General features: G+C 74.1%; 16 protein-coding genes. All 16 read left to right on the forward strand.

Going from position 1 to position 20,952, the window contains the following annotated elements; translation table 11 throughout:
• Window positions 1–16: 16 nt before the first annotated feature.
• The 16 genes from ACFWUZ_RS28965 to ACFWUZ_RS29040 all read left to right on the forward strand — a co-directional run bounded on the left by ACFWUZ_RS28965 (window position 17) and on the right by ACFWUZ_RS29040 (window position 20,794).
• Window positions 17–1,111, forward strand: coding sequence for a saccharopine dehydrogenase (locus ACFWUZ_RS28965; protein WP_384379156.1), 1,095 nt, complete (start codon window positions 17–19; stop codon window positions 1,109–1,111).
• Entirely contained in the window at window positions 1,101–2,306 is a 1,206-nt protein-coding gene (locus ACFWUZ_RS28970) for a saccharopine dehydrogenase C-terminal domain-containing protein (protein ID WP_384379159.1), read from the forward strand. The genes ACFWUZ_RS28965 and ACFWUZ_RS28970 overlap by 11 nt, the downstream gene beginning before the upstream one ends.
• Complete coding sequence (locus tag ACFWUZ_RS28975; RefSeq protein ID WP_384379162.1) at window positions 2,303–3,679, forward strand: acetyl-CoA carboxylase biotin carboxylase subunit family protein; 1,377 nt, start codon at window positions 2,303–2,305, stop codon at window positions 3,677–3,679. The genes ACFWUZ_RS28970 and ACFWUZ_RS28975 overlap by 4 nt, the downstream gene beginning before the upstream one ends.
• Window positions 3,669–5,000, forward strand: coding sequence for an MFS transporter (locus ACFWUZ_RS28980; RefSeq protein ID WP_384379165.1), 1,332 nt, complete (start codon window positions 3,669–3,671; stop codon window positions 4,998–5,000). The genes ACFWUZ_RS28975 and ACFWUZ_RS28980 overlap by 11 nt, the downstream gene beginning before the upstream one ends.
• Window positions 5,001–5,052: 52 nt before the next feature.
• Window positions 5,053–6,384 carry a lysine N(6)-hydroxylase/L-ornithine N(5)-oxygenase family protein gene (locus ACFWUZ_RS28985; protein ID WP_384379168.1) on the forward strand — a complete coding sequence of 444 codons (1,332 nt, stop codon included), beginning with the start codon at window positions 5,053–5,055 and terminating at the stop codon, window positions 6,382–6,384.
• Window positions 6,384–7,508: an NAD(P)/FAD-dependent oxidoreductase gene (locus tag ACFWUZ_RS28990; protein ID WP_384379171.1), complete on the forward strand. Its 1,125-nt coding sequence runs from the start codon at window positions 6,384–6,386 to the stop codon at window positions 7,506–7,508. Before ACFWUZ_RS28985 ends, ACFWUZ_RS28990 begins: the two co-directional genes overlap by 1 nt.
• Window positions 7,505–9,793 (forward strand): class I tRNA ligase family protein, encoded by a 2,289-nt coding sequence (locus ACFWUZ_RS28995; RefSeq protein WP_384379174.1) that lies wholly within the window; start codon window positions 7,505–7,507, stop codon window positions 9,791–9,793. Before ACFWUZ_RS28990 ends, ACFWUZ_RS28995 begins: the two co-directional genes overlap by 4 nt.
• Window positions 9,790–13,086 (forward strand): amino acid adenylation domain-containing protein, encoded by a 3,297-nt coding sequence (locus tag ACFWUZ_RS29000; protein WP_384379177.1) that lies wholly within the window; start codon window positions 9,790–9,792, stop codon window positions 13,084–13,086. The genes ACFWUZ_RS28995 and ACFWUZ_RS29000 overlap by 4 nt, the downstream gene beginning before the upstream one ends.
• Window positions 13,083–14,597, forward strand: a complete 1,515-nt coding sequence (locus ACFWUZ_RS29005; RefSeq protein ID WP_384379181.1) for an AMP-binding protein — start codon at window positions 13,083–13,085, stop codon at window positions 14,595–14,597. Before ACFWUZ_RS29000 ends, ACFWUZ_RS29005 begins: the two co-directional genes overlap by 4 nt.
• Complete coding sequence (locus ACFWUZ_RS29010) at window positions 14,590–14,865, forward strand: acyl carrier protein (RefSeq protein WP_384379184.1); 276 nt, start codon at window positions 14,590–14,592, stop codon at window positions 14,863–14,865. The genes ACFWUZ_RS29005 and ACFWUZ_RS29010 overlap by 8 nt, the downstream gene beginning before the upstream one ends.
• Window positions 14,866–14,867: 2 nt before the next feature.
• On the forward strand, window positions 14,868–15,473 hold the full coding sequence (locus ACFWUZ_RS29015) for a GNAT family N-acetyltransferase (RefSeq protein ID WP_384379187.1): 606 nt from the start codon (window positions 14,868–14,870) through the stop codon (window positions 15,471–15,473).
• Window positions 15,470–16,519, forward strand: a complete 1,050-nt coding sequence (locus ACFWUZ_RS29020; protein WP_384379190.1) for a C45 family autoproteolytic acyltransferase/hydolase — start codon at window positions 15,470–15,472, stop codon at window positions 16,517–16,519. Before ACFWUZ_RS29015 ends, ACFWUZ_RS29020 begins: the two co-directional genes overlap by 4 nt.
• A 32-nt stretch (window positions 16,520–16,551) precedes the next feature.
• Window positions 16,552–17,259, forward strand: coding sequence for a 4'-phosphopantetheinyl transferase family protein (locus ACFWUZ_RS29025; RefSeq protein WP_384379193.1), 708 nt, complete (start codon window positions 16,552–16,554; stop codon window positions 17,257–17,259).
• Window positions 17,260–17,718: 459 nt separating this feature from the next.
• Window positions 17,719–18,831, forward strand: coding sequence for a bifunctional DNA primase/polymerase (locus ACFWUZ_RS29030; RefSeq protein WP_384379196.1), 1,113 nt, complete (start codon window positions 17,719–17,721; stop codon window positions 18,829–18,831).
• Window positions 18,828–20,408: a phage/plasmid primase, P4 family gene (locus tag ACFWUZ_RS29035; protein WP_384379199.1), complete on the forward strand. Its 1,581-nt coding sequence runs from the start codon at window positions 18,828–18,830 to the stop codon at window positions 20,406–20,408. The genes ACFWUZ_RS29030 and ACFWUZ_RS29035 overlap by 4 nt, the downstream gene beginning before the upstream one ends.
• Window positions 20,405–20,794: a DUF6009 family protein gene (locus ACFWUZ_RS29040; protein WP_384379202.1), complete on the forward strand. Its 390-nt coding sequence runs from the start codon at window positions 20,405–20,407 to the stop codon at window positions 20,792–20,794. The genes ACFWUZ_RS29035 and ACFWUZ_RS29040 overlap by 4 nt, the downstream gene beginning before the upstream one ends.
• The last annotated feature ends 158 nt before the right edge of the window (window positions 20,795–20,952 follow it).

Genomic DNA, 20,952 nt, shown 5'->3' on the forward strand with positions numbered 1-20,952 from the left:
CAGGACAAATCGCCTCATGTCAGACACCCTGCACCTCTGGATGCGACACGAGTCCCGCCCGACCGAACGCCGCGCCCCCCTCACCCCCGGGGACGCCGGACGGCTCGTCCGCCAGGGCGCGCGGATCACCGTCGAGGAGTCGGACCGGCGGGTCTTCCCGGCCGCCGACTACGCCGCCGCCGGCTGTGCGACCGCCCCCGCCGGAAGCTGGGAGTCCGCTCCGGACGACGCCTACGTCCTCGGTCTCAAGGAACTCCCCGGCGGCCCGGACGCCCCGGCCCTGCGCCACCGGCACATCTACTTCGGCCACGCCTACAAGGGCCAGTCCGGGGCCGCCGGACTGCTCGCCCGGTTCACCGCGGGCGGCGGCGCCCTGCTCGACATGGAGTACCTCACCGACGACACCGGCCGGCGCGTCGCCGCCTTCGGCTACTGGGCCGGCTACGTCGGCGCCGCCCTCGCCGTCCTGCACCGCCGCGGCCGGCTCACCGCTCCGCTGGCGCCGACCGGCCGCCCGGCCCTCGACGCCCTGCTCGCCCCCGCCGCCGGCGGGGACGCGGCCGACACCGCCGCGCTGGTCGTCGGCGCCCTCGGCCGCAGCGGCCGCGGCGCCTGCGACGCCCTCACGGCGGCGGGTCTGACCCCGACCCGCTGGGACGTGGCCGAGACCCGCCGGATCGACCGCCCCGCCCTCCTCGGCCACGACCTCCTCGTCAACACCGTCCTCACCGTCCGCCCGGTCCCGCCGTTCCTCACCCACGAGGACCTCGACGCACCCGGCCGCCGGCTCTCCGTCGTCTCGGACGTCACCTGCGACGTCACCTCCGCATGCAACGTCCTGCCGGTCTACGAGGAGACCACCACCTGGGAGGAGCCGGTCCGCCGGCTCCGCGAGGCCGGTCCCGCCGCCCCCGCCGCGGACCTGATCGCCATCGACAACCTCCCCTCCCTGCTCCCGGCCGAGGCCAGCACCGCCTTCTCCGCCGAACTGGCCCCCCAGCTCGCCCGCCTGACGGACACCGATCCGGTCTGGGCGCGCGCCCTGCACACCTTCCGCACGGCCGCCGCCGGCGTCACCACCACGGCCCAGGAGGCCTCCCTTGTCCGCTGACCCGTCCGCCCCCGCCCCCGCTTCCGGCACCGTCCACTGGATAGGCACCGGCCTGTCCACCGGCCGCTCCGGCCTCGGCCTCGTCTGTGAGCGCGCCCGCCGCGTCGTCCTGTGGGACCGCACCGCCGAGCGCGCCGCCGAACGGCTCGCCGCCCTCGGCCTGGCCGGCCGCGCCGAGGTCCGCGCCCTCACCCCGCAGGCCCTGGCCGCCGAAGTGGCAGCCGGCGACGTCCTCGTCTCCATGCTGCCCGCCGCCGAACACGCCCCGCTGCTGCGCCTCGCCATCGACCGCCGGGCCCACTTCGCCTGCACCAGCTACGTCTCACCGGAACTGGCCGCGCTGGCCGGCGAGGCCGCCGCGAAGACCCGTACCGTCGTCCTCACCGAAGCCGGACTGGACCCGGGCATCGACCACCTCATGGCCCACGACCTGGTCGCACGGGCCCGCCGGGCCCTGGGCGAGGTCCCCGCCACGGCCGCGTTCACCTCCTACTGCGGCGGCGTCCCCGCGGTCCCCAACTCCTTCCGCTACCGCTTCAGCTGGGCCCCGTACGGAGTCCTGGCCGCCCTCGGCTCCCCGGCCCGCTACATCGACGGCGGCGCCGAACTCACGGCCGCCCGGCCCTGGGAGGCCACCCGTACGCAGACCCTCGCCGGGGAGGACTTCGAGGTCTACCCCAACCGCGACAGCCTGCCCTTCGTCGCCCAGTACGGCATACCGGACCACTGGCGCCTGGACACCTTCGTCCGCGGCACCCTGCGCAACGCGGGCTGGCGCACCGCCTGGAAGGAGGTCTTCGAGACCGTCTCCGCCGGGGACGCCGGAGCCGTCCGCGCACTGGCCGCCGAACTCGCCGCCCGCCACCCCACCACCGCCGACGACCGCGACCGCGTGGTGCTGTCCGTCGCCCTGGAACTGCGCACCGAGAGCGGCGCCCACTGGCGCGGCTCCCACCTGCTCGACCTGACCGGCGACCCCGCGGAGTCCGCGATGGCCCGCTGCGTCTGCCTCCCGCTCGCCTACGGCGTCACCCGCATCCTCGACGGCGCACTCCCCGCCGGTCTGGGCCGGGCCGCCGAATCCCCCGAGGAGACCGGCCGCTGGCTCGGCTTCCTCGGCGCCCACGGCCTGCGCGGCGCGTTCGCCGAAGGCCCCGGCCCCTCTTCCTCCACCTCATCAGGAGCACCGGCATGACCCTCGACCCGCTCGCAGACCCCTCCTCGCTCGCAGCCGCTTCCTCCCCCGGCGCCCCGCCCGACGCCTTCGTCCTCACCGGCGCCTTCTGGGTCGTCTGCCGGAACCCCCGCTACCTGGAGGAGCTCACCGCCCGCGGCCTGAAGATCCTGCTCATCACCCCCGAGAGCTACCGCGACGCCGCCGAGAGCGCCCGCAAGGACCCCGAGCACCCGGCCTCCCTGATCGACGACATCGCCTACGTGGACGGCTCCCTCGACCAGGAGGGCTCCTTCACCCCCGGGTTCGTCGCCCGGGCCCGCGGCTGGCGCGGCGCGTACACGGTGCGCGGTGCGTACGCGGTCGGCGAGACCCTCGTGGAGCAGACGGGCCTGCTGTGCGACGCACTGGGCCTGCCCGGTCCCGGCCTGCGCGCGACCCGGGTCTGCCGCAGCAAGTACCTCCAGCGCTGGTACCTGGAGGAGTTCGGCCCGGCCTGCCTGGTGGTGCCGCCCGGCGCGCGGGAGGACGCCGACCTCGCCTCCCTCACCTACCCCGTCGTCGTCAAGCCGGCCACCCGGCACTCCAGTTCGGGCGTGATCGCCGTCGACGACGCGGCCGCGCTGCGCGAGCTCGTCCTCGGCTACCCGGAGCACGAGACCCTGCTGGTCGAGCAGAAGGTGACCGGCCAGGAGTACTCCGTCGAGACCCTGGTCCAGCACGGCGAGCCGGTCTTCACCTCGGTGACCCGCAAGGAGACCACCGAGTCCGGCGCCCAGACCTTCGTGGAGCTGGCCCACTCGGTGCCGAACGCCCGCACCGGGGCGGACGCCGTCCTGCTGGACGCCAACCGCCGGATGCTCGACGCGCTCGGCTTCCGCGACGGCATCGCGCACGCCGAGTGGCGCACCGGCGCCGACGGCCGCCCCTACCTGATGGAGGTCGCCGCCCGGACCCCGGGCGACGGACTGGTCGCCCTCTACCACCTGGCCACCGGGCAGCCGCTGGAGCCGGAGATCATCCGCATCGCGCTGGGCGAGCGGGCCTCCTACCCGGAGCCCCGCCGCTGGACCCGCCAGGTCTACCTCGAACACGAGGCGGGCAGCCTCGCCGGCGTCACCCTCGACTGGCCGGGCGTAACCCCGGCCTGGGTGGGCGACGGCGGGATGTGGCCCCCGATCGAGCCCGGGGCCCCGGCGGACCCGGGCGCCCTGCGCGCCCTCCTCGTCCTGAAGGAGGCCGGTGCCCCGCTGCGCCCGCTCGCCAGCTCCGAGGACCGGGCGGTGACCTTCCTGATCGACGCGCCGAGCCCGGCCGAACTGGACGCGCTGGAACAGCGGGTGCGGGCCAAGGTCACCGTCACCACCGATCCGGCGGCCGGCGATGAGCGCTGACACCCGGCCGGCCGCAGCCGGACCCGAGACCCGGACCGGGACAGGAACCGAGGCCGAGCCCGCAGCCCCGGCCGCCACGGGCGCGGGCACGGCGGGCACGGCGGGTGCGGCGCGCCGCCAAGGGGCCACCGTCTGGGCCACTTTCAAGGAGGCCCCGCCGGCGGTCAAGACCGTACTGGCCGGCGTACTCGTCAACCGGCTCAGCGGCTTCCTGCACGTCTTCCTCGTCCTCTTCCTGACCGACGCCGGACATTCCAAGGGCCGCACCGTCCTCGCCCTCGGCGTGTACGGGGCGGGCGCCGTCGCCGGCTCCCTCGTCGGCGGCACCCTCGCCGACCGGCTCGGGATCCGCGGAGCCACCGTGCTCTCCATGAGCAGCACGGCGGTCCTGACGGCCGCCCTGCTGTACCTGCCCGACTTCACCCTGCTGCTCGGCGCGATCGCCCTGGTCAGCCTCGGGGCACAGCTGTTCCGGCCGGCGTCGGCGACGCTGCTCGCCGAGCAGACCGACGGCGACCGCCAGATCATGATCTTCGCGATGTACCGGTTCGGCCTCAACGTCGGCGCCACGGCCGCCCCGCTGCTCGGCTACGCGCTCTACCACGCGGGCGGCCGGGCGTACACCCTGCTCTTCTGGGGCGAGGCCGTGATCGCCCTCGTGTACGCGCTCGTCGCCCGGGCCACCCTGCCCGCCAAGGCTCCCCGGCAGCCGGAAGCCGCCGCCACGGCGGAGACCGGCACCGGCGGCTACGGCGCGGTCCTGCGCGACCGGCGCTACCTGCTCTACCTGGCCGCGGCCTTCTTCCACTCCGCCGTCTACATGCAGTACCTGTCCACCCTGCCGCTGTACATGAAGGACGCCCAGATGGCGCTCTTCTGGTACACCTTCGCGGTCGCGCTCAACGGCTTCATCGTCATCGCCTTCGAGCTGCTGGTCACCAGGCTCTCCCAGCACTGGCCCCTGAAGATCACGGTCGGCCTGGGCTTCGCCCTCGTCGGCGCCGGAGTCGCCTGCTACGGACTGCCCATCGGCCCGGCCGCCGTCGTCATCGGCACGCTCGTGTGGTCCCTGGGAGAGATCCTCGGCGGCCCCGCGGTGTTCGCCTACCCGGCGAACGCCGGCCCGGAGCGGCTGCGCTCCCGCTACATCGGCAGCTTCCAGTTCATGTTCGGCCTGGGCTCCGCCCTCGGCCCGATGGCCGGCACCTGGCTCTTCCTCCAGTTCGGCTCCCTGGTCTGGCCGATCGTCGGTGCCTGTTCGCTGTTCGCGACCGTGTGCGGGCTGATCGCCGTACGGGCGCGCCCGGCCGTACCGGCCTAGAGATCCCCACCCCCCTCCCACCCCCTGACCGTTCGAAAGAGAGGTTCCGACCATGGGGCACGAGAGCATCCGGCCCGGTGCGGCGCACTACCGCTGCGTAGGAGTCGGCGTGGGCCCGGCCAACCTGAGCCTGGCGTCCCTGCTGCACGGCAGGGAAGGCGTATCCAGTCTCTTCCTCGACCGCAAGAAATCCTTCACCTGGCACGACGGCCAGCAGATACCCGGGTCCACCCTGCAGGTCTCCCAGTTCAAGGACCTGGTGAGCCTCGCCGACCCCGGCAGCCCCTTCTCCTTCCTGTCCTACCTGCACGAGAAGGGCCGGGTCTACCACTTCCTCAACGCCCAGTTCGCCGACGTCCCCCGGCTGGAGTTCCGCAACTACCTCGCCTGGGCCAGCCGCCGCAACGAGAACATCGCCTTCGGCGAGTCCGTCGAAGAGGTCGCCTTCGACGAGACGGCCGGGGTCTTCGCCGTCCGCACCGACCGGCGCACCGTCACCGCCGAGAACGTCGTGGTCGGCGTCGGCAGCCGCCCCTGGGTCCCGCCGCAGGGCGAGGGGCGGCTCGGCCCGACCCAGTTCCACGTCGCCGACTACCTGGAGTCCGCCCGCGACCTCGGCGGCAAGCGGGTCGTCGTCATCGGCGGCGGACAGTCCGGCGCCGAGGCCTTCCTCGACCTGATCTCCCGCGGCGGCGCCGAACTGCCGCGCCGGGTCTCGTGGATCTCCCGCCGGCAGAACTACTTCCCCATCGACGACTCGCCGTTCACGAACGACTTCTACATGCCGAGCCACGCCGACTACTTCTACGGGCTGCCGCGCGAGCAGCGCCAGGAACTGAACTCCCGGCACGTCCTGACCAGCGACGGCATATCCGAGTCCACCCTGCGCGAGATCTACCAGGCCATCTACGTCCACCGGTTCGTCGAGGGCAACGACGACCTGGTCGCCCTGCACCCCGGACGCGAGGTCGTCGACGTCAGCACCGGCGCGTACGGAGGCTGGGAGGTCAGCGCCCGCCACACCGGGGAGCCGGGCTCGGCCGAGAGGTTCGAGGCCGACGTGGTCGTGTGGGCCACCGGCTACCGGCCCGCCGCCATGGACTTCCTCGCGCCGCTCGCCGGCCGCCTGGAGCGCGAGGGCGAGGAACTGCGCGTGGACGAGGACTACGCCGTCCGCTGGGACGGGCCGGCCGACCGCCGCATCTTCGTCCAGAACGGCGTACGCGGCCAGCGCGGACTGGCCGACCCCAACCTCAGCCTCAACGCCTGGCGCAGCCGGCGCATCGCCGACCGGCTGACCGGGGTGCGCGGGGACGAGCAGCTGGCCTCCTTCATCGAGTGGTCCTCCAAGCCGGCCGCCACGGACCAGCCGTGGAGCGCCTGATGACCACGGACACGGCCGTCGGCCACCACCTCGGCACCGCCCACGGCAGCGGGACGGGAACGGACACCGACGTGGCGGTGGTCGGCGCCGGGATCCTCGGCGTCCTGACCGCCCGCGAGATCCTGGCCCGGGCCCCCGGCACCAGGGTCACCGTCCTGGACCGGGACCTGGCCGGCTCCGGCGCCACCCGCCGCTCCGCCGGACTGCACTTCCCGCGCGGGGCCCGGGCCGAGGTCCGTGAGCTGGCCTCCGAGAGCCAGCGGTTCTACGCCGACCTCCACGCGGCCCGCCCCGACCTGCCCATCCACCCGCTCGGGATGACCGTCGTGGCACCCGGGTCCGCCGCGGAGCACCTCGCCGAGGTGTACCTGCCCGAGGCCGGGCTCCGGCGGACCGGGGAGCTGCCGCCGGCCGTCCCGGCCCTGCCCGAGGGGTACGCGGCCTGGGAGGGCGACGGCTGCCAGTACGCCGACGTCCACGCCCTGACCCAGCACCTCGCCGCCGGACTGCGGCCCGCCGCCGCCTTCCACGAGGGCGTCGCCGTCACCAGGATCGCCACCACGGCGGCGGGCGTGCGGCTCACCCTGACCGGCGGGGCCACCCTGACCGCCGGCCACGTCGTCCTCGCGCCCGGCCCGTGGCTCGCCGACCCCGCCTGGGCCGAGCTGGTCGCCCCGCTCGGCGCCCGGGTCAAGAAGGTCGTCGCCCTGCACATCGAGGTGCCTCCGGCCCCCGGGGACCGGGCCGTGGTCTTCCACGAGGAGGACGCCTTCCTGCTGCCCTTCCACCACCGCGGCCACTGGCTGTTCAGCTACACCTGCCAGGAGTGGGACGTGGACCCGGCGACCGTGGAGTCCTGCGTCACCGCCGGCCACCTGGGCGAAGCCCGCGCCCTGCTCGACCGCTACGCCCCGGCGCTGTCCGCCCACTGCGTCTCGGGCCGCGTCTTCTGCGACGCCTACGGGCCCGCCGGCGTCCCCCTCGTCGCCCCGCTCACCGAGGACGGCCGCCTCGTCTTCGCCGGCGCCGCCAACGGCTCCGGCTACCGCCTCGCCCCGGCGCTCGCCGCCCGCGCCGCCGATCTCATCCCCTCCCTCCCGTCACCCCGAAAGGCCACGACATGATCATCGCCAGCTATGACGCCGATGTCCTGGAACAGGCCTTCGGCATCGACATGAGCGGCGTCGACGGCCTCGGCGTCGGCGCCGGGTGGGGCCGGGTCGCGCCGGGCCGGGCCTCCGACCACCACCGGCACGACGAGACGGAGCTGTTCGTGATCGTCGCCGGCCGCGGCGAGTTCGTCGTCGACGGCGAACGCCACCCAGCCGCCCCCGGCACCGTCGTCCTGTTCGAGCCCTTCGAAGCGCACGTCCTGGAGAACACCGGCGAGGGGGACCTCGTCTTCTTCACCCAGTACTGGCGCGACGCCGAACGGGCCATGACCTCCGCCGGCGACCCCGTCCGCAAGGGCTTCGGAGACCGGCCCGTCTTCGTCTTCTCCACCCCGCCCACCCCCAACGGGGACCTGCACCTCGGTCACCTGTCCGGCCCCTACCTGGGCGCCGACGCCTTCACCCGCTTCCAGCGCATGACCGGCGCGCAGGCCTACCACCTCACCGGCAGCGACGACTACCAGAGCTACGTGGTCGGCGCCGCCCGCAAGGAGGGCCGCACCCCCGCCGAGACGGCCGCGCACTACAGCGCCGAGATCGCCGAGACGCTCCGGCTGATGGACATCCCCCTCGACCAGTACACGGTCACCGACCAGGACCCCTCCTACCGCGAGGGCCTGCAGGACTTCTTCAGCCGGGTCGTGGACTCGGGCCAGATCGCCGTCAGCGAGCACGACGCGCTGCACGACGCCGAGAGCGGCCGGTACCTGTACGAGGTCGACGTGAAGGGCGGCTGCCCCGGCTGCGGCAACACCACCTCCGGCAACATCTGCGAGGAGTGCGGCGAACCCAACACCGTCGCCGACCTCACCGATCCGCGCGCGGTCTCCTCCGGCCTGCCGCCCCGCACGGCGCCCTCCGCCCGCTGGACGCTCCCGCTGCACGCCTTCGAAGCGGAGGTGAAGGAGCACCACGGGCTGGGCCGGGTCCCCGCCCGGCTGCGCGAGCTCGCCGACCGGCTCTTCCGGCGCCCGAGCCTGGACATCCCCGTCACCCACCCCTCCGACTGGGGCGTGGAGCCGCAGGAGAACTCCACCGAGGGCCAGGTCATCTGGGTGTGGCCCGAGATGAGCTACGGCTTCCTGCACGGCATCCAGTCGCTCGGCGCCCGCCTCGGCCGCCCCTGGCGGGCCGCGCACCCCGCCCCGGACTGGAAGATCGTCCACTTCTTCGGCTACGACAACAGCTTCTACCACTCGGTGCTCTACCCGGTGCTCTACAAGCTGGCGTTCCCCGGCTGGACCCCCGACATCGACTACCACGTGAACGAGTTCTACCTGCTGGAGGGGGAGAAGTTCTCCACCAGCCGCCGCCACGCGATCTGGGGCAAGGAGATCCTGACCCCCGACACGGTCGACGCCGTCCGCTACTTCCTCGCCTCCACCCGCCCGGAGGGCGAGCGCACCGATTTCCGGCGCGCCGCCTACGAGAGCGCCCTCCACGAGACCCTCATCGGCACCTGGCAGCAGTGGCTGAACGACCTCGGTGCCCGTGTCGCCAAGCAGTACGGCGGCCAGGCCCCCGACGCCGGCAACTGGACCCCCGAGCACTCCGCCTTCCTGGCCCGGCTCGGCGCCCGCCTCGACGCCGTCACCGGGGCGCTCGGCGGCGACGCCTTCTCCCTCAACCAGGCCGCCGCCGAACTGGACGGCATCGTCCGCGACACCGTCCGCTTCACCCGCGCCGAAGGGCTGCTCGCCGACACCCCCGGCTGGGAGAGCGAGAACCGCACCGCCGTCGCCCTGGAGCTGGCCGCCGCCCGGCTCCTCGCGCACGCCGCCCTCCCGGTCATGCCGCGCTTCGCCGGACGGCTGGCCGCCGCCCTGGGCCTGGACGCCCCGCGCACCTGGCCCCGTACCGTCGAACTGGTCGCCCCCGGAAGCGGGATCGCCCTCGCCGACGCCGTCTTCTTCCACCCCGCCGCCCCGGCCGCTCCCGCCGCCCCGGCGGAGCACCCACTGACCCCGTGGCTGACCGGAACCGTCCGCGCCGCCCTGCGGCTCGGCGGCGACGAGCCGATCGCCGGACGCACCCTGACCCAGCTGGCCGCCGGCTCCCTCCAGGCCGTCACCGTCCAGTACCAGATCCTCGACGCCCTCGACGTGGACCTGTCCATGGACGAGCTGCTGCACGGCGGCACCCTCGCCGAACTCGCCGCCCTCATCGCCGAGCGCGCCGAGCCCGCCGCCGTCGCCGCCCTGACCACCGCCACCGCGGACGCAGAGGAGTCCCGATGAACCACCGCGACGTCCTGCGGGAGATAGCGGAACGCGGCCTGTCCGTCAGCCTCGCCGACGGCGACCTGCGCCTCCAGGGCAGCCGAGACCGGCTCGACGCCGGCTTCGTCGCCCGCGTCAAGGCCGCCAAGGCCGACCTGGTCGCCCACCTCGCCAGGGAAGCCGAACGCGGCGGCCCCGGCTTCCCCCTCACCCCGCTCCAGCGCAGCTACTACCTCGGCCGCAGCGGCATCTTCGAGATCGGTGACGTCGCCAGCCACGTCTACCACGAGATCGAGGGCGTCTGGGACCTCGACCGCCTCCAGGCCGCCCTGGACACCGTCGTCGGCGCGCACAGCGCCCTGCGCTCCCGCTTCCCCTCCGACGAGCGCCAGTTCACCGAGTACGGGCACGCCCTGCCCCGCATCGGCCGGCTCGACCTGCGCGACCGCGGCGCCGACGAACAGCGCCGCATCCGCGCCGAACTGCGCGAGACCCGCTCCCACCGGGTGCTGCCCGCCGACGAGGCACCGCTGCTCGCCGTGGACGTGACCGTCCTCGCCGACGACCGGATGGTCCTGCACGTCGGTCACGACGGGCTCGTGATGGACGGGATCAGCATGTTCCTGTTCTTCCGCGCCTGGTGGCACGCCTACCAGGGGGGACCCGCCGGAACCCACGAGGAACTCCCCTACGAGGACTACCTGGAGGCACTGGAGCGCGGCCGCGACCGCGCCCCCGCCCGCCGCTCGCGCGAGTACTGGACGGCCCGGGCCGAGGACCTCGCCCCCCACCCCGACCTGCCGCTGCGCACCAGCCCGGCCGCCCTGGCCCGCTCCCGCTTCACCCAGCGCCGGGTACGCCTGGACCGCGCGGCCTGGACCGCGCTGAAGGAACGGGCCGCGGAAGCCGGCCTGACCCCCTCGGCGCTGCTGCTCGCCGCGTACGCGGAGACGCTGGCGACCTGGGGCGCGGGGGAGCGGTTCACCCTCACCACCACCGTCGCCCACCGGCCCCCCGTGCACCCGAGGATCTTCGAGGCCGTCGGCCAGTTCTCCGACACCCTCCTCGTCGAGGCCGAGGTCGACCGGTCGCTGCCCTTCGCCGAGCGGGCCCGCGCCCTGCAGAGCCGGCTGCACACCGACCTCGACCACCGGCACTTCTCCGGCGTCGAGGTCATGCAGGAACTGGCCCGGCGCCGGGGCGGGGTGGCCGGTGCGCGGATGCCGTTCACCTTCAACAGCGCCATCGGGCACGCCAGCAGCGAGGTGGACGGCTCGGCGCTGGAACTGTTCGGGCCGGAGGTCTACTCGGTCAGCCAGACCCCCCAGGTGTGGCTGAACGCCTTCGCGATGGAGCAGCACGGGGCGCTCGTCGTCCAGCTCGACGGCATCGACGACCTGTTCCCCGAAGGGCTCCTGGACGACCTCGCCCACGGCTACCGCACCCTGCTGGGCGACCTGGTGGACGCCGCGGCCTGGCAGCGCCGCAGCTTCGACCTGCTGCCGCCCGCCCAGCGCGAACGCCGCCGGGCCGCCAACGACACCGCGGTGCCGCTGCCCGACGAGATGCTGGGCGACGCCTTCGCCGCCCGGGCCGCCCGTACCCCGGAAGCGCCCGCGGTCCTCACCGCGGACGGCAGCATCAGCTACGGCGAACTGCTGCACCGGGCCGCCCACGCGGCGTCCTGGCTGCGCGCCCACGGCGTGGCGCGCGGCGAGCTGGTGGGCCTGGTCATGCACCGCGGACCCGAGCAGATCATCGGGATCCTCGCCACCGTGCTGGCCGGTGCCGCCTACCTGCCGGTGGACGCCGCGCTGCCCGCGGCCCGGCAGGAGTACATGCTCGGCGACGGGCGGGTGCGGTGCGTGCTCACCAACACCGGCTTCACCGCCGCCTCCCTGGCCTCCTGCGACCTGACGGCCGCGCCTCCGGACGCCCCGGCCGAGGTCCCGCCGCGGCTGCCCGGATCCGGTCCCGACGACCTCGCGTACGTCCTCTACACCTCCGGCACCACCGGCGCCCCCAAGGGCGTCATGGTGACCCACCGCAACGTGGCGAACCTCGTCGCCGACTGCCACACCCGCTTCCGGATCCGGCCCGGGGACCGCTTCTTCGCCATCAGCGCCTTCAACTTCGACCTGTCGGTGTGGGACGTCTTCGGCGCCCTGTCCGCCGGCGCGGCCCTCGTCATGCCCGACCGGGACAAGGCCGTGGACCCCGCCCACTGGCTGGACCTGTGCCGCGCCCACCGGGTCAGCGTGTGGAACTCCGTCCCCGCCGTCGTCGGGCTGCTGCACGACCAGGCCCGGGCGGACGCCGACGTGCCGCCCGCCCTGCGCCTGGTCATGATGAGCGGCGACCGGCTCCCGCCGGCCCTGCCCGCGGCCCTGCGCGCGCTCAAGCCGGGCCTCGAGGTGGTCTCCCTCGGCGGGCCCACCGAGACGACGGTCTGGAACATCCTGCACCCCGTCCGCGAGGACGAGGACGGCAGCGAGTCGATCCCGTACGGCCGCCCCAACGCCAACAACCGCGCATACGTCCTGGACCGCGACGGCCTGGACGCGCCCGACTGGGTCACCGGCGAGATCGTCGCCGCCGGCACGGGCCTGGCCCGCGGCTACTGGGGCGACGAACAGCGCACCGCCGAGCGGTTCTTCCACGACCCCGGACGCGGCGAACGCCTCTACCGCACCGGCGACCTGGGCCGCTACCTGCCCGACGGGGAGATCCAGATCCTGGGCCGCAGCGACTTCCAGATCAAGGTCAACGGCTACCGGATCGAGGCCGGCGAGGTCGAGACCCGCCTCGCCGCCGTCGCCGGCGTCGCCCAGGCCGTCGTCGCCGCCGGCGGCAACCGGCTCGTCGCCCACCTGGTCGCCGAAGGCCCGGACCGGCCCGGCCTCGCCGAGCTGCGCCGGGCGCTCCGCGCCGACCTGCCCGACTACATGATCCCCGCGGTGGCCGTCTGGCACGACGCCCTGCCGCTCACCAAGAACGCCAAGGTGGACCGTACCCGCCTCGCGGCGCTCGTCACCGACGAACCGCAGGCCGCTGCGGCGGCCACGGGCGCCGCCGGCCCCGCCACCGCGACGGAGAAGGTCCTCGCCGACATCTGGGCCACCGTCCTGCGCCGCGCGGACGTCGGTGCCGAGGACACCCTCGGCTCCCTCGGCGGCGACTCCATCGCCGCCGCCCGCATCCTCACCGCAGCCCGCAAACGCTTCGGGATCACCCTGACCCTCGACCAGTTCGCCGAGGTGGACACCGTCCGCGCGATGGCCGCCGCACTGGCGGGGGAGGGGGCCCAGTGAACGCGCTCGACAGGATCGTCGCGCAGGAGCCGCTCGCCGGGACCCTCGGCGTGGCCCGCCTCGACGGGACCCGGACCATCCCGCTCGCCGAGCTGTACGCACGCTCCGGACAACTGGCCCACCACCTGCGCCACACCCTCGGACTCCGCCCGGGCGACCGCATCGGCATCCTCGCCGCCAACAGCCTGGAATGGGTCCTCCTCGACCTCGCCGCGCTCCGCCTCAAGGTGGAGACGGCCGGCCTGGAACCGGGCAAGTTCACCCCCGGCGCCGCCCTGATGGAGGAGTACGGGCTCCACACGCTCTTCACGGACCAGCCCGCCGGCATCCCGGGAACCGTCCCGATGAGCGGGATCTGGGAGCTCACCGAACCGGCCGCCGGACCGCAGGAACCGCTGCCGGCGGTCACCTGGGGCGCGCGGGACGTCACCACCGTCAAGTTCACCTCCGGCAGCACCGGCGTCCCCAAGGGCCTCGGCGCCACCGCCGGCAGCATCGACAGCTCGCTGACCGCCGTCCAGGAGATCTTCGAACACAAGCCGGACGACCACCTCTTCGTCTTCCTGCCGCTCTCCCTCCTCCAGCAGCGCTACTGGGTCTACTCCGCCCTCCTGCACGGCCACGACCTCACCGTCACCACCTACGAGGCCGCCTTCGCCACGCTGCGCCGCGTCCGCCCGACCGTGGTCATGGGCGTCCCGGCCTTCTACGAGACGGCCCGCCGCCAGATCGAGGCGCGGCTGCGCCGGTCCGCCGGGCACACCCCCCAGCAGGCCGCCCGGGCCCTGTTCGGCGACCGGATCCGCTACCTGTGGACCGGATCCGCCCCCGCCTCCCCGGCGATGCTCCGCTTCTACGGCGAGGCCGGCCTGCCCCTCTTCGAGGGCTACGGCCTCAACGAGACGTGCATCGTCACCAAGAACCACCCCGGTGCCCACCGCGAGGGCAGCGTCGGCCGGGTGCTGCGCGGCAAGGAGGTGCTGATCGGCGAGGACGGCGTCATCAGCGTCCGCAGCACGCACCCCGTCAACACGCGGTACACGTACGCCCGCCCGGGCGACTCCGAGCGGGTCTTCGGCCCCGACGGCACCGTCCGCACCGGCGACATCGGCCACATCGACGAGGACGGGTTCCTCTTCGTCCACGGCCGCGCCGACGACGTCATCGTCCTCGACAACGGCAGGAAGGTCGTCGTCCGGCCGGTCGAGGAACTGATGAGGGCCGACCCGGCGATCGCCGAATGCGTCCTGTTCAGCCCCACCCAGACCGAGCTGGTCGCGGTGGTCTCCCCGGCCGCCCTGCCGGCCGACACGGACGCCGTCGCGGCCCGCCTCGCCGCCGTCAACGCGGCGACCACCCCCGACGAGCACATCAGCAGGGTCCTGGTCGCGGACGTCCCCTTCAGCATCGAGAACGGCCTGCTGACGTCCCAGTACAAACCCAGACGCCCCGCCATCCAGACCGCCTACGCCACCCAGTTGCACACCCAGGAGGCCGGAATCCATGCCTGACACCCCCGACGCGATCGAGTCCGCGGCCCGCGAGCAGCTCTCGCTGGTCCTCGTCCCCGAGGTCGCCCCCGAGGCCCTCGACCCCGACGCCGACCTGGTCGCCGCCTACGGGCTGACCTCCCTCAACAAGGTCCTCTTCCTGACCGAGGTGTGCGAGGAGACCGGCGTCGACCTCGCCCACTTCACCGAGCACGACCTCGCGGCCATGCGCACCCTGCGCGATGTCACCGCGGCCCTCGTCCGCCACCACGCCACCACCGGAGTCTGACCATGAACTGGACCGAGAACGCAGCCGCCGCCCTGGAGAACCACCGCGTCCTGCTGCGGCCCGTCACCGAGGCCGACCGGGAAGGGGTCCGCGCGGTCGCCATGGACCCCGACATCTGGCGCTACTTCGTCTCCGCCGTCGAGACGGACGCCGACTTCGAGGGCTTCTTCGCCGCCATGCTCGACGACCACGCCGCCGGCCGCCGCGCCGTCTACGTGATCACCGACAAGGAGTCCGGCCGCATCGCGGGCAGCATGAGTTTCGGCAACATGGCCGAGGCCGACCGGCGGCTGGAGATCGGCTGGTCCTGGCTCGGCCGCGACTTCCGCGGCAAGGGCGTCAACCACTGGGCGAAGACCCTGCTGCTGCAGCACGCCTTCGAGGTGCTCGGCGCCGAGCGCGTCGAGTTCAAGACCGACGTCCTCAACGTCCAGGCCCGCCGCGGCCTCGCCAACATCGGCGCCACCGAAGAGGGCACGCTGCGCAGCTTCAACTTCATGCCCGGCGGCCGCCGCCGCGACGCCGTCTTCTACAGCGTCCTGCGCGCCGAGTGGCCCGGGGTGAAGGCGAACCTCTCGGCCGGTCCGAAGGCGGCCCTCCCGGCATGAGCATCACCTTCGTACCGGCATCGGGCACCCCCCGGGCGATCGGGCGCGCCCACGGCGAGGCCCTCGCCGTGCCGCTGCGCGCCTTCCTCGACGACGGGCTGGCCCGGCTGAACCACCTGCTGGCGGCGCCCGTGACCGCCGAGGCCCTGCTGCCGTCGACCGCCGCGTACCGCGCGGCGGTCACGGCGGCTCTGCCGGACCTCGCCGAGGAGGTGGCGGGCCTCGCCGAGGGGGCCGGGATCAGCGAGGACGAGGCCTGGCTGCTGCAGCTGCGCCGGGAGATCATGGGCTACTCCAAGATCCCCACCGCCGGGGACTGCACCACCTGGGCCCGCGCGGCGGGCCCCGGCGGCCGCACCCCCGTACTCGCCCAGACCGTGGACCTCAACGGCAACCTGGACGACCACATCAGCGTCCTGAGGATCGCCCGCGCCGGCTCCCCGCGCCGCTCCCTGGTGCTCAGCTTCGCCGGGCTCCTCGGCTACCTCGGCCTCAACAGCGACGGCCTCGCCGTCGGGCTGAACCTGGTCCTGGGCGGGGACTGGCGCCCGGGCGTGCCCCCGTACCTCGCCATCCGCCACCTGCTGGACACCGCGGCGACCGTGGACGAGGCCCTGAAGATCCTCGCCGGGCTCCCGCTGGCCAGCTCCCGCTCGCTCATGCTGTGCGACCACGAGCGGGCCCTGTACGTCGAGGTCCTCGGCGGTGAACTGCGCGTCACGGAGCCGGAGACGGGTCTGGCGGCGCACACGAACCACTTCCTCCACCCGGACTTCGCCCCGGCGGACGAGCTGAACGTGTTCGCCCGCAACTCCTCGGTCCGCCGGCTGCGCGCGGCCGGCGAGGGCCTGGCGGAGCTGCCCCCGCAGGCGGGTCCGGAGGACCACTTCGCGCTGCTCTCCCGGCCGCCCGTCTGCGTCCCCGACCGGGGGGACATCCGCGCCGAACGCACCGTCGCCGCCGTGGTCCTGCTGCCCGCCGCCGGGACGCTCCACATACGCCCGGGGGACCCCTCGCGCTCCGGCACGCAGGTGTTCGCCCTGTAGGCCGGGAGGGCCGTGTACAAGGAAGGAACACGATGGACGCATGGCTGGTCGACCTCGACCGGATCGCCCCCTCCGACATCAGCGAGCGCTACCCCGAGGGCCTGACCGAGGACGAACTGCGGCGCGGGGCGGAGTTCGTGCACGCCCGGGCGGCCCACCGCTTCTACCGGGCCCGCCTCACCGTGCGCAGGCTGCTGGCCGGCCGCCTCGGCCTGCACCCCGGCGACCTGCGCATCGGCTACGACCCGGCGGGAAAGCCGTACCTGCCGGACCATCCCGGCACCCACGTCAGCTGGTCCCGCTCGGACGGCCTGCTGCTGCTGGGCGCCACCGAGACCGGGCCCATAGGGGTGGACGTGGAACTGGTCCGCCCGGCCACCACCAGCATGGACGTACTGGCCTTCGTCTACCCCGGGATGCCCCCCACCGCCACGTCCGAGACCTTCTTCCACGCCTGGACCCTGCTGGAGGCGGCCGTCAAGGCCACCGGGCGGGGACTGGCCGAGGGGGCCAGGGACGTCGACCTGGCCTTCGGCCCGGACGGCGGGGTGGCTCTGCGCGGCATCAGGGGCCACGGCGCCCCGCCCTGGTACGGCCACACCGCCGTCCACCCCACCCGGCAGGACGCCCCCGGGGCGATGACGGCCTTCGTCTCCCGCGAACCGCGGCCGGTCACGGTGGAGCCCTGGCACGGCGGGGGGACGGCGCCGTGGCCCGCCCGCCTGCTCACGGCCCGCTAGAGGCGGGACGGAGGGGGGCTCGAAGCCGTCCGGTACCCGCCCGCGGGGCGCAGCGACCGGAGGGCAGCGACCGGGCAGCGGTCCGGTCGCTGCGGTACCGACGGCGGAAACCCCTGTTCAGAGGCGTGGCTTGACCGCCGGCAGCGACCGGAGCGACTCAAGGTCCGGGTATATGGGCCCCAACGTACGTGCGCGTGTGCGCGCGTGGGGGCTCCATATATAGGGGCCTTGAGTCGCTTCGGTCGCTGCCGGCGTTTGCATGCCTCTGTGACCTGGTGTTCTGTGAGCGGCTCAAGGAGCTGCCGAAGGAACTCCGGTAGCTGGCCATCGGTCGCCGAGTCGCTCGGGCACCGCACGGAGGCACACCTCCCGCGCAGGCTCGTACGCCTCTGGCCTCCCGGGGGTTTCGCCAACCTGATGTCAGGCGTTGAGTCGCTTCAGTCGCTCATGGGGGAAGTGATGGCAGCTGAGCTGCGGGTCTCGCGGAGCGACCCACGGCGGGCGGGGGGAGCTGCACGGGGGGAACCCGAGCCCGCGGCGACCGCCCTGTGGTGCGCGCGGCGCGGGTGGCCGGTCCACCCGCTGGCCCCGGGCCGCAAGACGCCCGTGGGCAACTGCGGGACCTGCCGCGCGCCGGGCCACCACCGCGGGGCCTGCGACTGCCTCCGGGCGGGCCGCTGGTGCCACGGCTTCCACGCGGCCACGCTCGACCCCGCCAGGATCGAGCGGTGCTGGGGCCGCCGCCCCGAGCTGGGCATCGGTGTCGCGTGCGGTCCCGCGGACCTCGTGGTCGTCGACATCGACGCGCACGCCCGCGAACTGCCCGGCCGGGACCGGCTGCTGCCCGGTGTCGGGATCTCCCCGGCGGTGGACCTCACCGGACTGGCCAACGGCTTCCACACCCTGGGCCTGCTCGCCGCCCTGCGCGGGGCCGTCAGCCCCGCCGACGACGACTCGACCCTGCGGGTACGCACCCCCTCCGGAGGCCTGCACGTCTGGTACCGGGACCAGGGCGGCCACCGCTGGCAGTGCTCGACCGGTTCCGGCGGCGGCCGCGCCCTCGCCTGGCAGGTCGACGTACGGGCCCACGGCGGCTACGTCGTCGCCCCCGGCACCGTGACCCACGCGGGCGTCTACCGGCCCCTGGGCCCCGCGCGGGAGCCCGCGCCGCTGCCGGCCTGGCTCGCCCGGGAACTGGAGCGCACCGGGCACCTGTCACCGGTGCTCCGGGCCGCGCCCCGCTCCGTACCGCCCCGCGCCCGGCAGGCCGTCATCGCGGCGGGCGGCGGCCGCGGCGCTCCGGCCCGGCTCCTGGCCGCGGTCCTCGCCGAGGTCGTTGCCTGCGCCGCCGTACCCGAAGGGGCCGGGTTCTCCGAGAAGCTGAACCGCGCCGCCTACACCGCCGGCGGACTGGTCGCCGCCGGGCACCTCACCGAGACCGAGGCCCGCGGGCTGCTGCGGGAAGCGGCCGAGCGGGCCCGGCCCGGGCAGGAACGCCGCAGCGGCGCCGTCATCCGCAGCGGGCTGGCAGCGGGCGCGCTGCGCCCGCTGTCGCCGGGAGGCCGCACATGAGCCTCGACAACGACAGCCGGCTGTTCGAGTTCGACGTCCAGGCCGTCGCCGCGCAGATCCTCGCCCAGCCCGGGCCCGCGGACCACCGGGACCTGGGCGGGGACCGGGAGGCGGACGGCGCCGGTACCTCCGGCGCCCGTGTCCAGGACGCCCGCCACCCGGTCGCCCGGGCCGCGTACGCGGACGGGGAGGCGACGGCGGCCGGCCTGCTGCCCGACACGCTCACCGACCGCGGCAACGCCAAACTGTTCGTCAAGCTCTACGCCGACGACTACCGGCACGTCCCCGGCATCGGCTGGTTCCGCTGGGACGGCACCCGCTGGCAGATCGACGAGGACGACACCGTCCTGTGGGCCGCAGGCGACCTGGCGGAGAGCATCGCCGCCACCGACCCCCGTGGCGTGCACACCCCTGCCGCGCTGCAGCAGCACCGCCGCCGCGCCCTCAGCACCAGCGGTATGAACGCCATGCTCGCCCAGGCCAGGTCCGCCCCGGGCATGGTGCTCAACGCGGCGCGCCTGGACGCCGACCCGTACGCCCTGTGCACCCCCGCGGGCGTCGTCGACCTGCGCAGCGGGCACGTCCGCCCGGCGCAGCCGACGAAGGACTTCCACTCGCGCTCCACCACGGCCGCACCGCAGCCGATGGCCACCCCGCGCTGGAACCGCTTCCTGACCGACACCTTCGGCGAAGGGCCCGAGGGCGCGGAGATGATCGACTTCCTGCAGCTGCTGCTCGGGTACTCCGTCACCGGGGACGTCGGCGCCCAGGTCATGCCCTTCCTGTTCGGCTCCGGCAAGAACGGCAAGTCCGTGCTGCTGGACGTCCTGATGAAACTGCTCGGCGACTACGCGGACGCCGCGCCGCCCGGCTTCCTGATGGCACGGCCGTACGAGGGCCACCCGACCGACCTCGCCGAACTCCACGGCCGGCGGGTCATCGTGTGCAGCGAGGTCAAGCCGGGCGACCGCTTCGACGAAGCCCGCGTCAAGCTGCTCACCGGTGGCGACCGCATCAAGGCGCGCCGGATGCGGCAGGACTTCTTCAGCTTCGAGCCGACGCACAAGCTGTGGCTGCTGGGCAACCACCGGCCCGAAGTCGGCACGGGCGGCTTCGCGTTCTGGCGGCGCATGCGGCTGATCCCGTTCGAGCGGGTCGTCTCCGACGACCGCAAGATCGACAACCTTGCGGACGTCCTGGTCACCCAGGAGGGTCCGGGCATCCTCAACTGGCTCATCGAGGGCGCCCGTCGCTATCTGAGCGGCGACAAGGACCTCTCGGGCCCCGAGCGGGTCCGCATCGCCACCACGGCCTACGCCGAGACCGAGGACCACACCGCCCGGTTCGTCGGTGAAACCTGCCGGTTCGAGCCGGATCTGCGGGCGGAACAGGCCCATCTCTACGCCGCCTACCGGAGCTGGTGCCAGAATGAGGGAGCGCCGGCGATTTCCTCCCGGGCGTTCGCGGCACGCGTCCGCGAGGCGGTGGGACTGGCGTCGCCCAAGGAGATGATCCTGTCCAACCAGCGCAAGTACTACCCGGGCATCGGCCTGCTCGCGGACGAGGAGAGAGCATGAGCGCCCTCATCGCAGAGGACGAGATCCTCCACGAGGTGGACCTCGTCTGGCTGGAGGACACCAGCGGGCTCGACTACGTCCGGCAGAGCCTGGACCGGCTCCCCACGCGGCGCGGCAGGCCCGCCTACCACCGCGACGGCCGCATGGTCGGGTACGCCCTGCTGGGCCCGGGAGCCAAGCCGTCCCGCTCCTCCGGGACCTTCCGGCGCCGGGTGTTCTGGCTGCTCCCGCACGACCGGGACACCGACCCCGACGGGCTGTACGCCACCGGGGCGCCGGCGGAGGCCGTGGACGCGCGGACCCTGGCGCCGGGCAGCAAGGGGCGCAAGACCGAGCGGTCGGAGGGCGGCCCGATGTTCTCGGCCCGCCGGGGAACCGACGCCTGAGCACCGTCACGCGAGCGACAACGAAAGAACCGGGGGGCCGGTATGTTCTGGTGAGCCGTTCAGGGGTGGCGGCTGCTCGGAACCTCCGGCTCGCGGGCGGGTGGGGACCGCGGCCCTGCGGCCGCCCGGTGCGGCCGGCCCGGAACAGTGCTGCGGCG

It is taken from the genome of Streptomyces sp. NPDC058646 (assembly GCF_042716875.1).
Lineage (GTDB): Bacteria > Actinomycetota > Actinomycetes > Streptomycetales > Streptomycetaceae > Streptomyces.

Excerpts from the sequence above, each read along its gene's own strand:
- ACFWUZ_RS29000 (WP_384379177.1), top strand. The coding sequence starts at position 9,790 with ATGAACCACCGCGACGTCCTGCGGGAGATAGCGGAACGCGGCCTGTCC.
- ACFWUZ_RS29040 (WP_384379202.1), top strand. The coding sequence starts at position 20,405 with ATGAGCGCCCTCATCGCAGAGGACGAGATCCTCCACGAGGTGGACCTC.
- ACFWUZ_RS29020 (WP_384379190.1), top strand. The coding sequence starts at position 15,470 with ATGAGCATCACCTTCGTACCGGCATCGGGCACCCCCCGGGCGATCGGG.
- ACFWUZ_RS28990 (WP_384379171.1), top strand. The coding sequence starts at position 6,384 with ATGACCACGGACACGGCCGTCGGCCACCACCTCGGCACCGCCCACGGC.
- ACFWUZ_RS28980 (WP_384379165.1), top strand. The coding sequence starts at position 3,669 with ATGAGCGCTGACACCCGGCCGGCCGCAGCCGGACCCGAGACCCGGACC.
- ACFWUZ_RS29010 (WP_384379184.1), top strand. The coding sequence starts at position 14,590 with ATGCCTGACACCCCCGACGCGATCGAGTCCGCGGCCCGCGAGCAGCTC.
- ACFWUZ_RS28985 (WP_384379168.1), top strand. The coding sequence starts at position 5,053 with ATGGGGCACGAGAGCATCCGGCCCGGTGCGGCGCACTACCGCTGCGTA.
- ACFWUZ_RS29035 (WP_384379199.1), top strand. The coding sequence starts at position 18,828 with ATGAGCCTCGACAACGACAGCCGGCTGTTCGAGTTCGACGTCCAGGCC.
- ACFWUZ_RS29025 (WP_384379193.1), top strand. The coding sequence starts at position 16,552 with ATGGACGCATGGCTGGTCGACCTCGACCGGATCGCCCCCTCCGACATC.
- ACFWUZ_RS29030 (WP_384379196.1), top strand. The coding sequence starts at position 17,719 with ATGGCAGCTGAGCTGCGGGTCTCGCGGAGCGACCCACGGCGGGCGGGG.
- ACFWUZ_RS28965 (WP_384379156.1), top strand. The coding sequence starts at position 17 with ATGTCAGACACCCTGCACCTCTGGATGCGACACGAGTCCCGCCCGACC.
- ACFWUZ_RS28975 (WP_384379162.1), top strand. The coding sequence starts at position 2,303 with ATGACCCTCGACCCGCTCGCAGACCCCTCCTCGCTCGCAGCCGCTTCC.
- ACFWUZ_RS29015 (WP_384379187.1), top strand. The coding sequence starts at position 14,868 with ATGAACTGGACCGAGAACGCAGCCGCCGCCCTGGAGAACCACCGCGTC.
- ACFWUZ_RS28995 (WP_384379174.1), top strand. The coding sequence starts at position 7,505 with ATGATCATCGCCAGCTATGACGCCGATGTCCTGGAACAGGCCTTCGGC.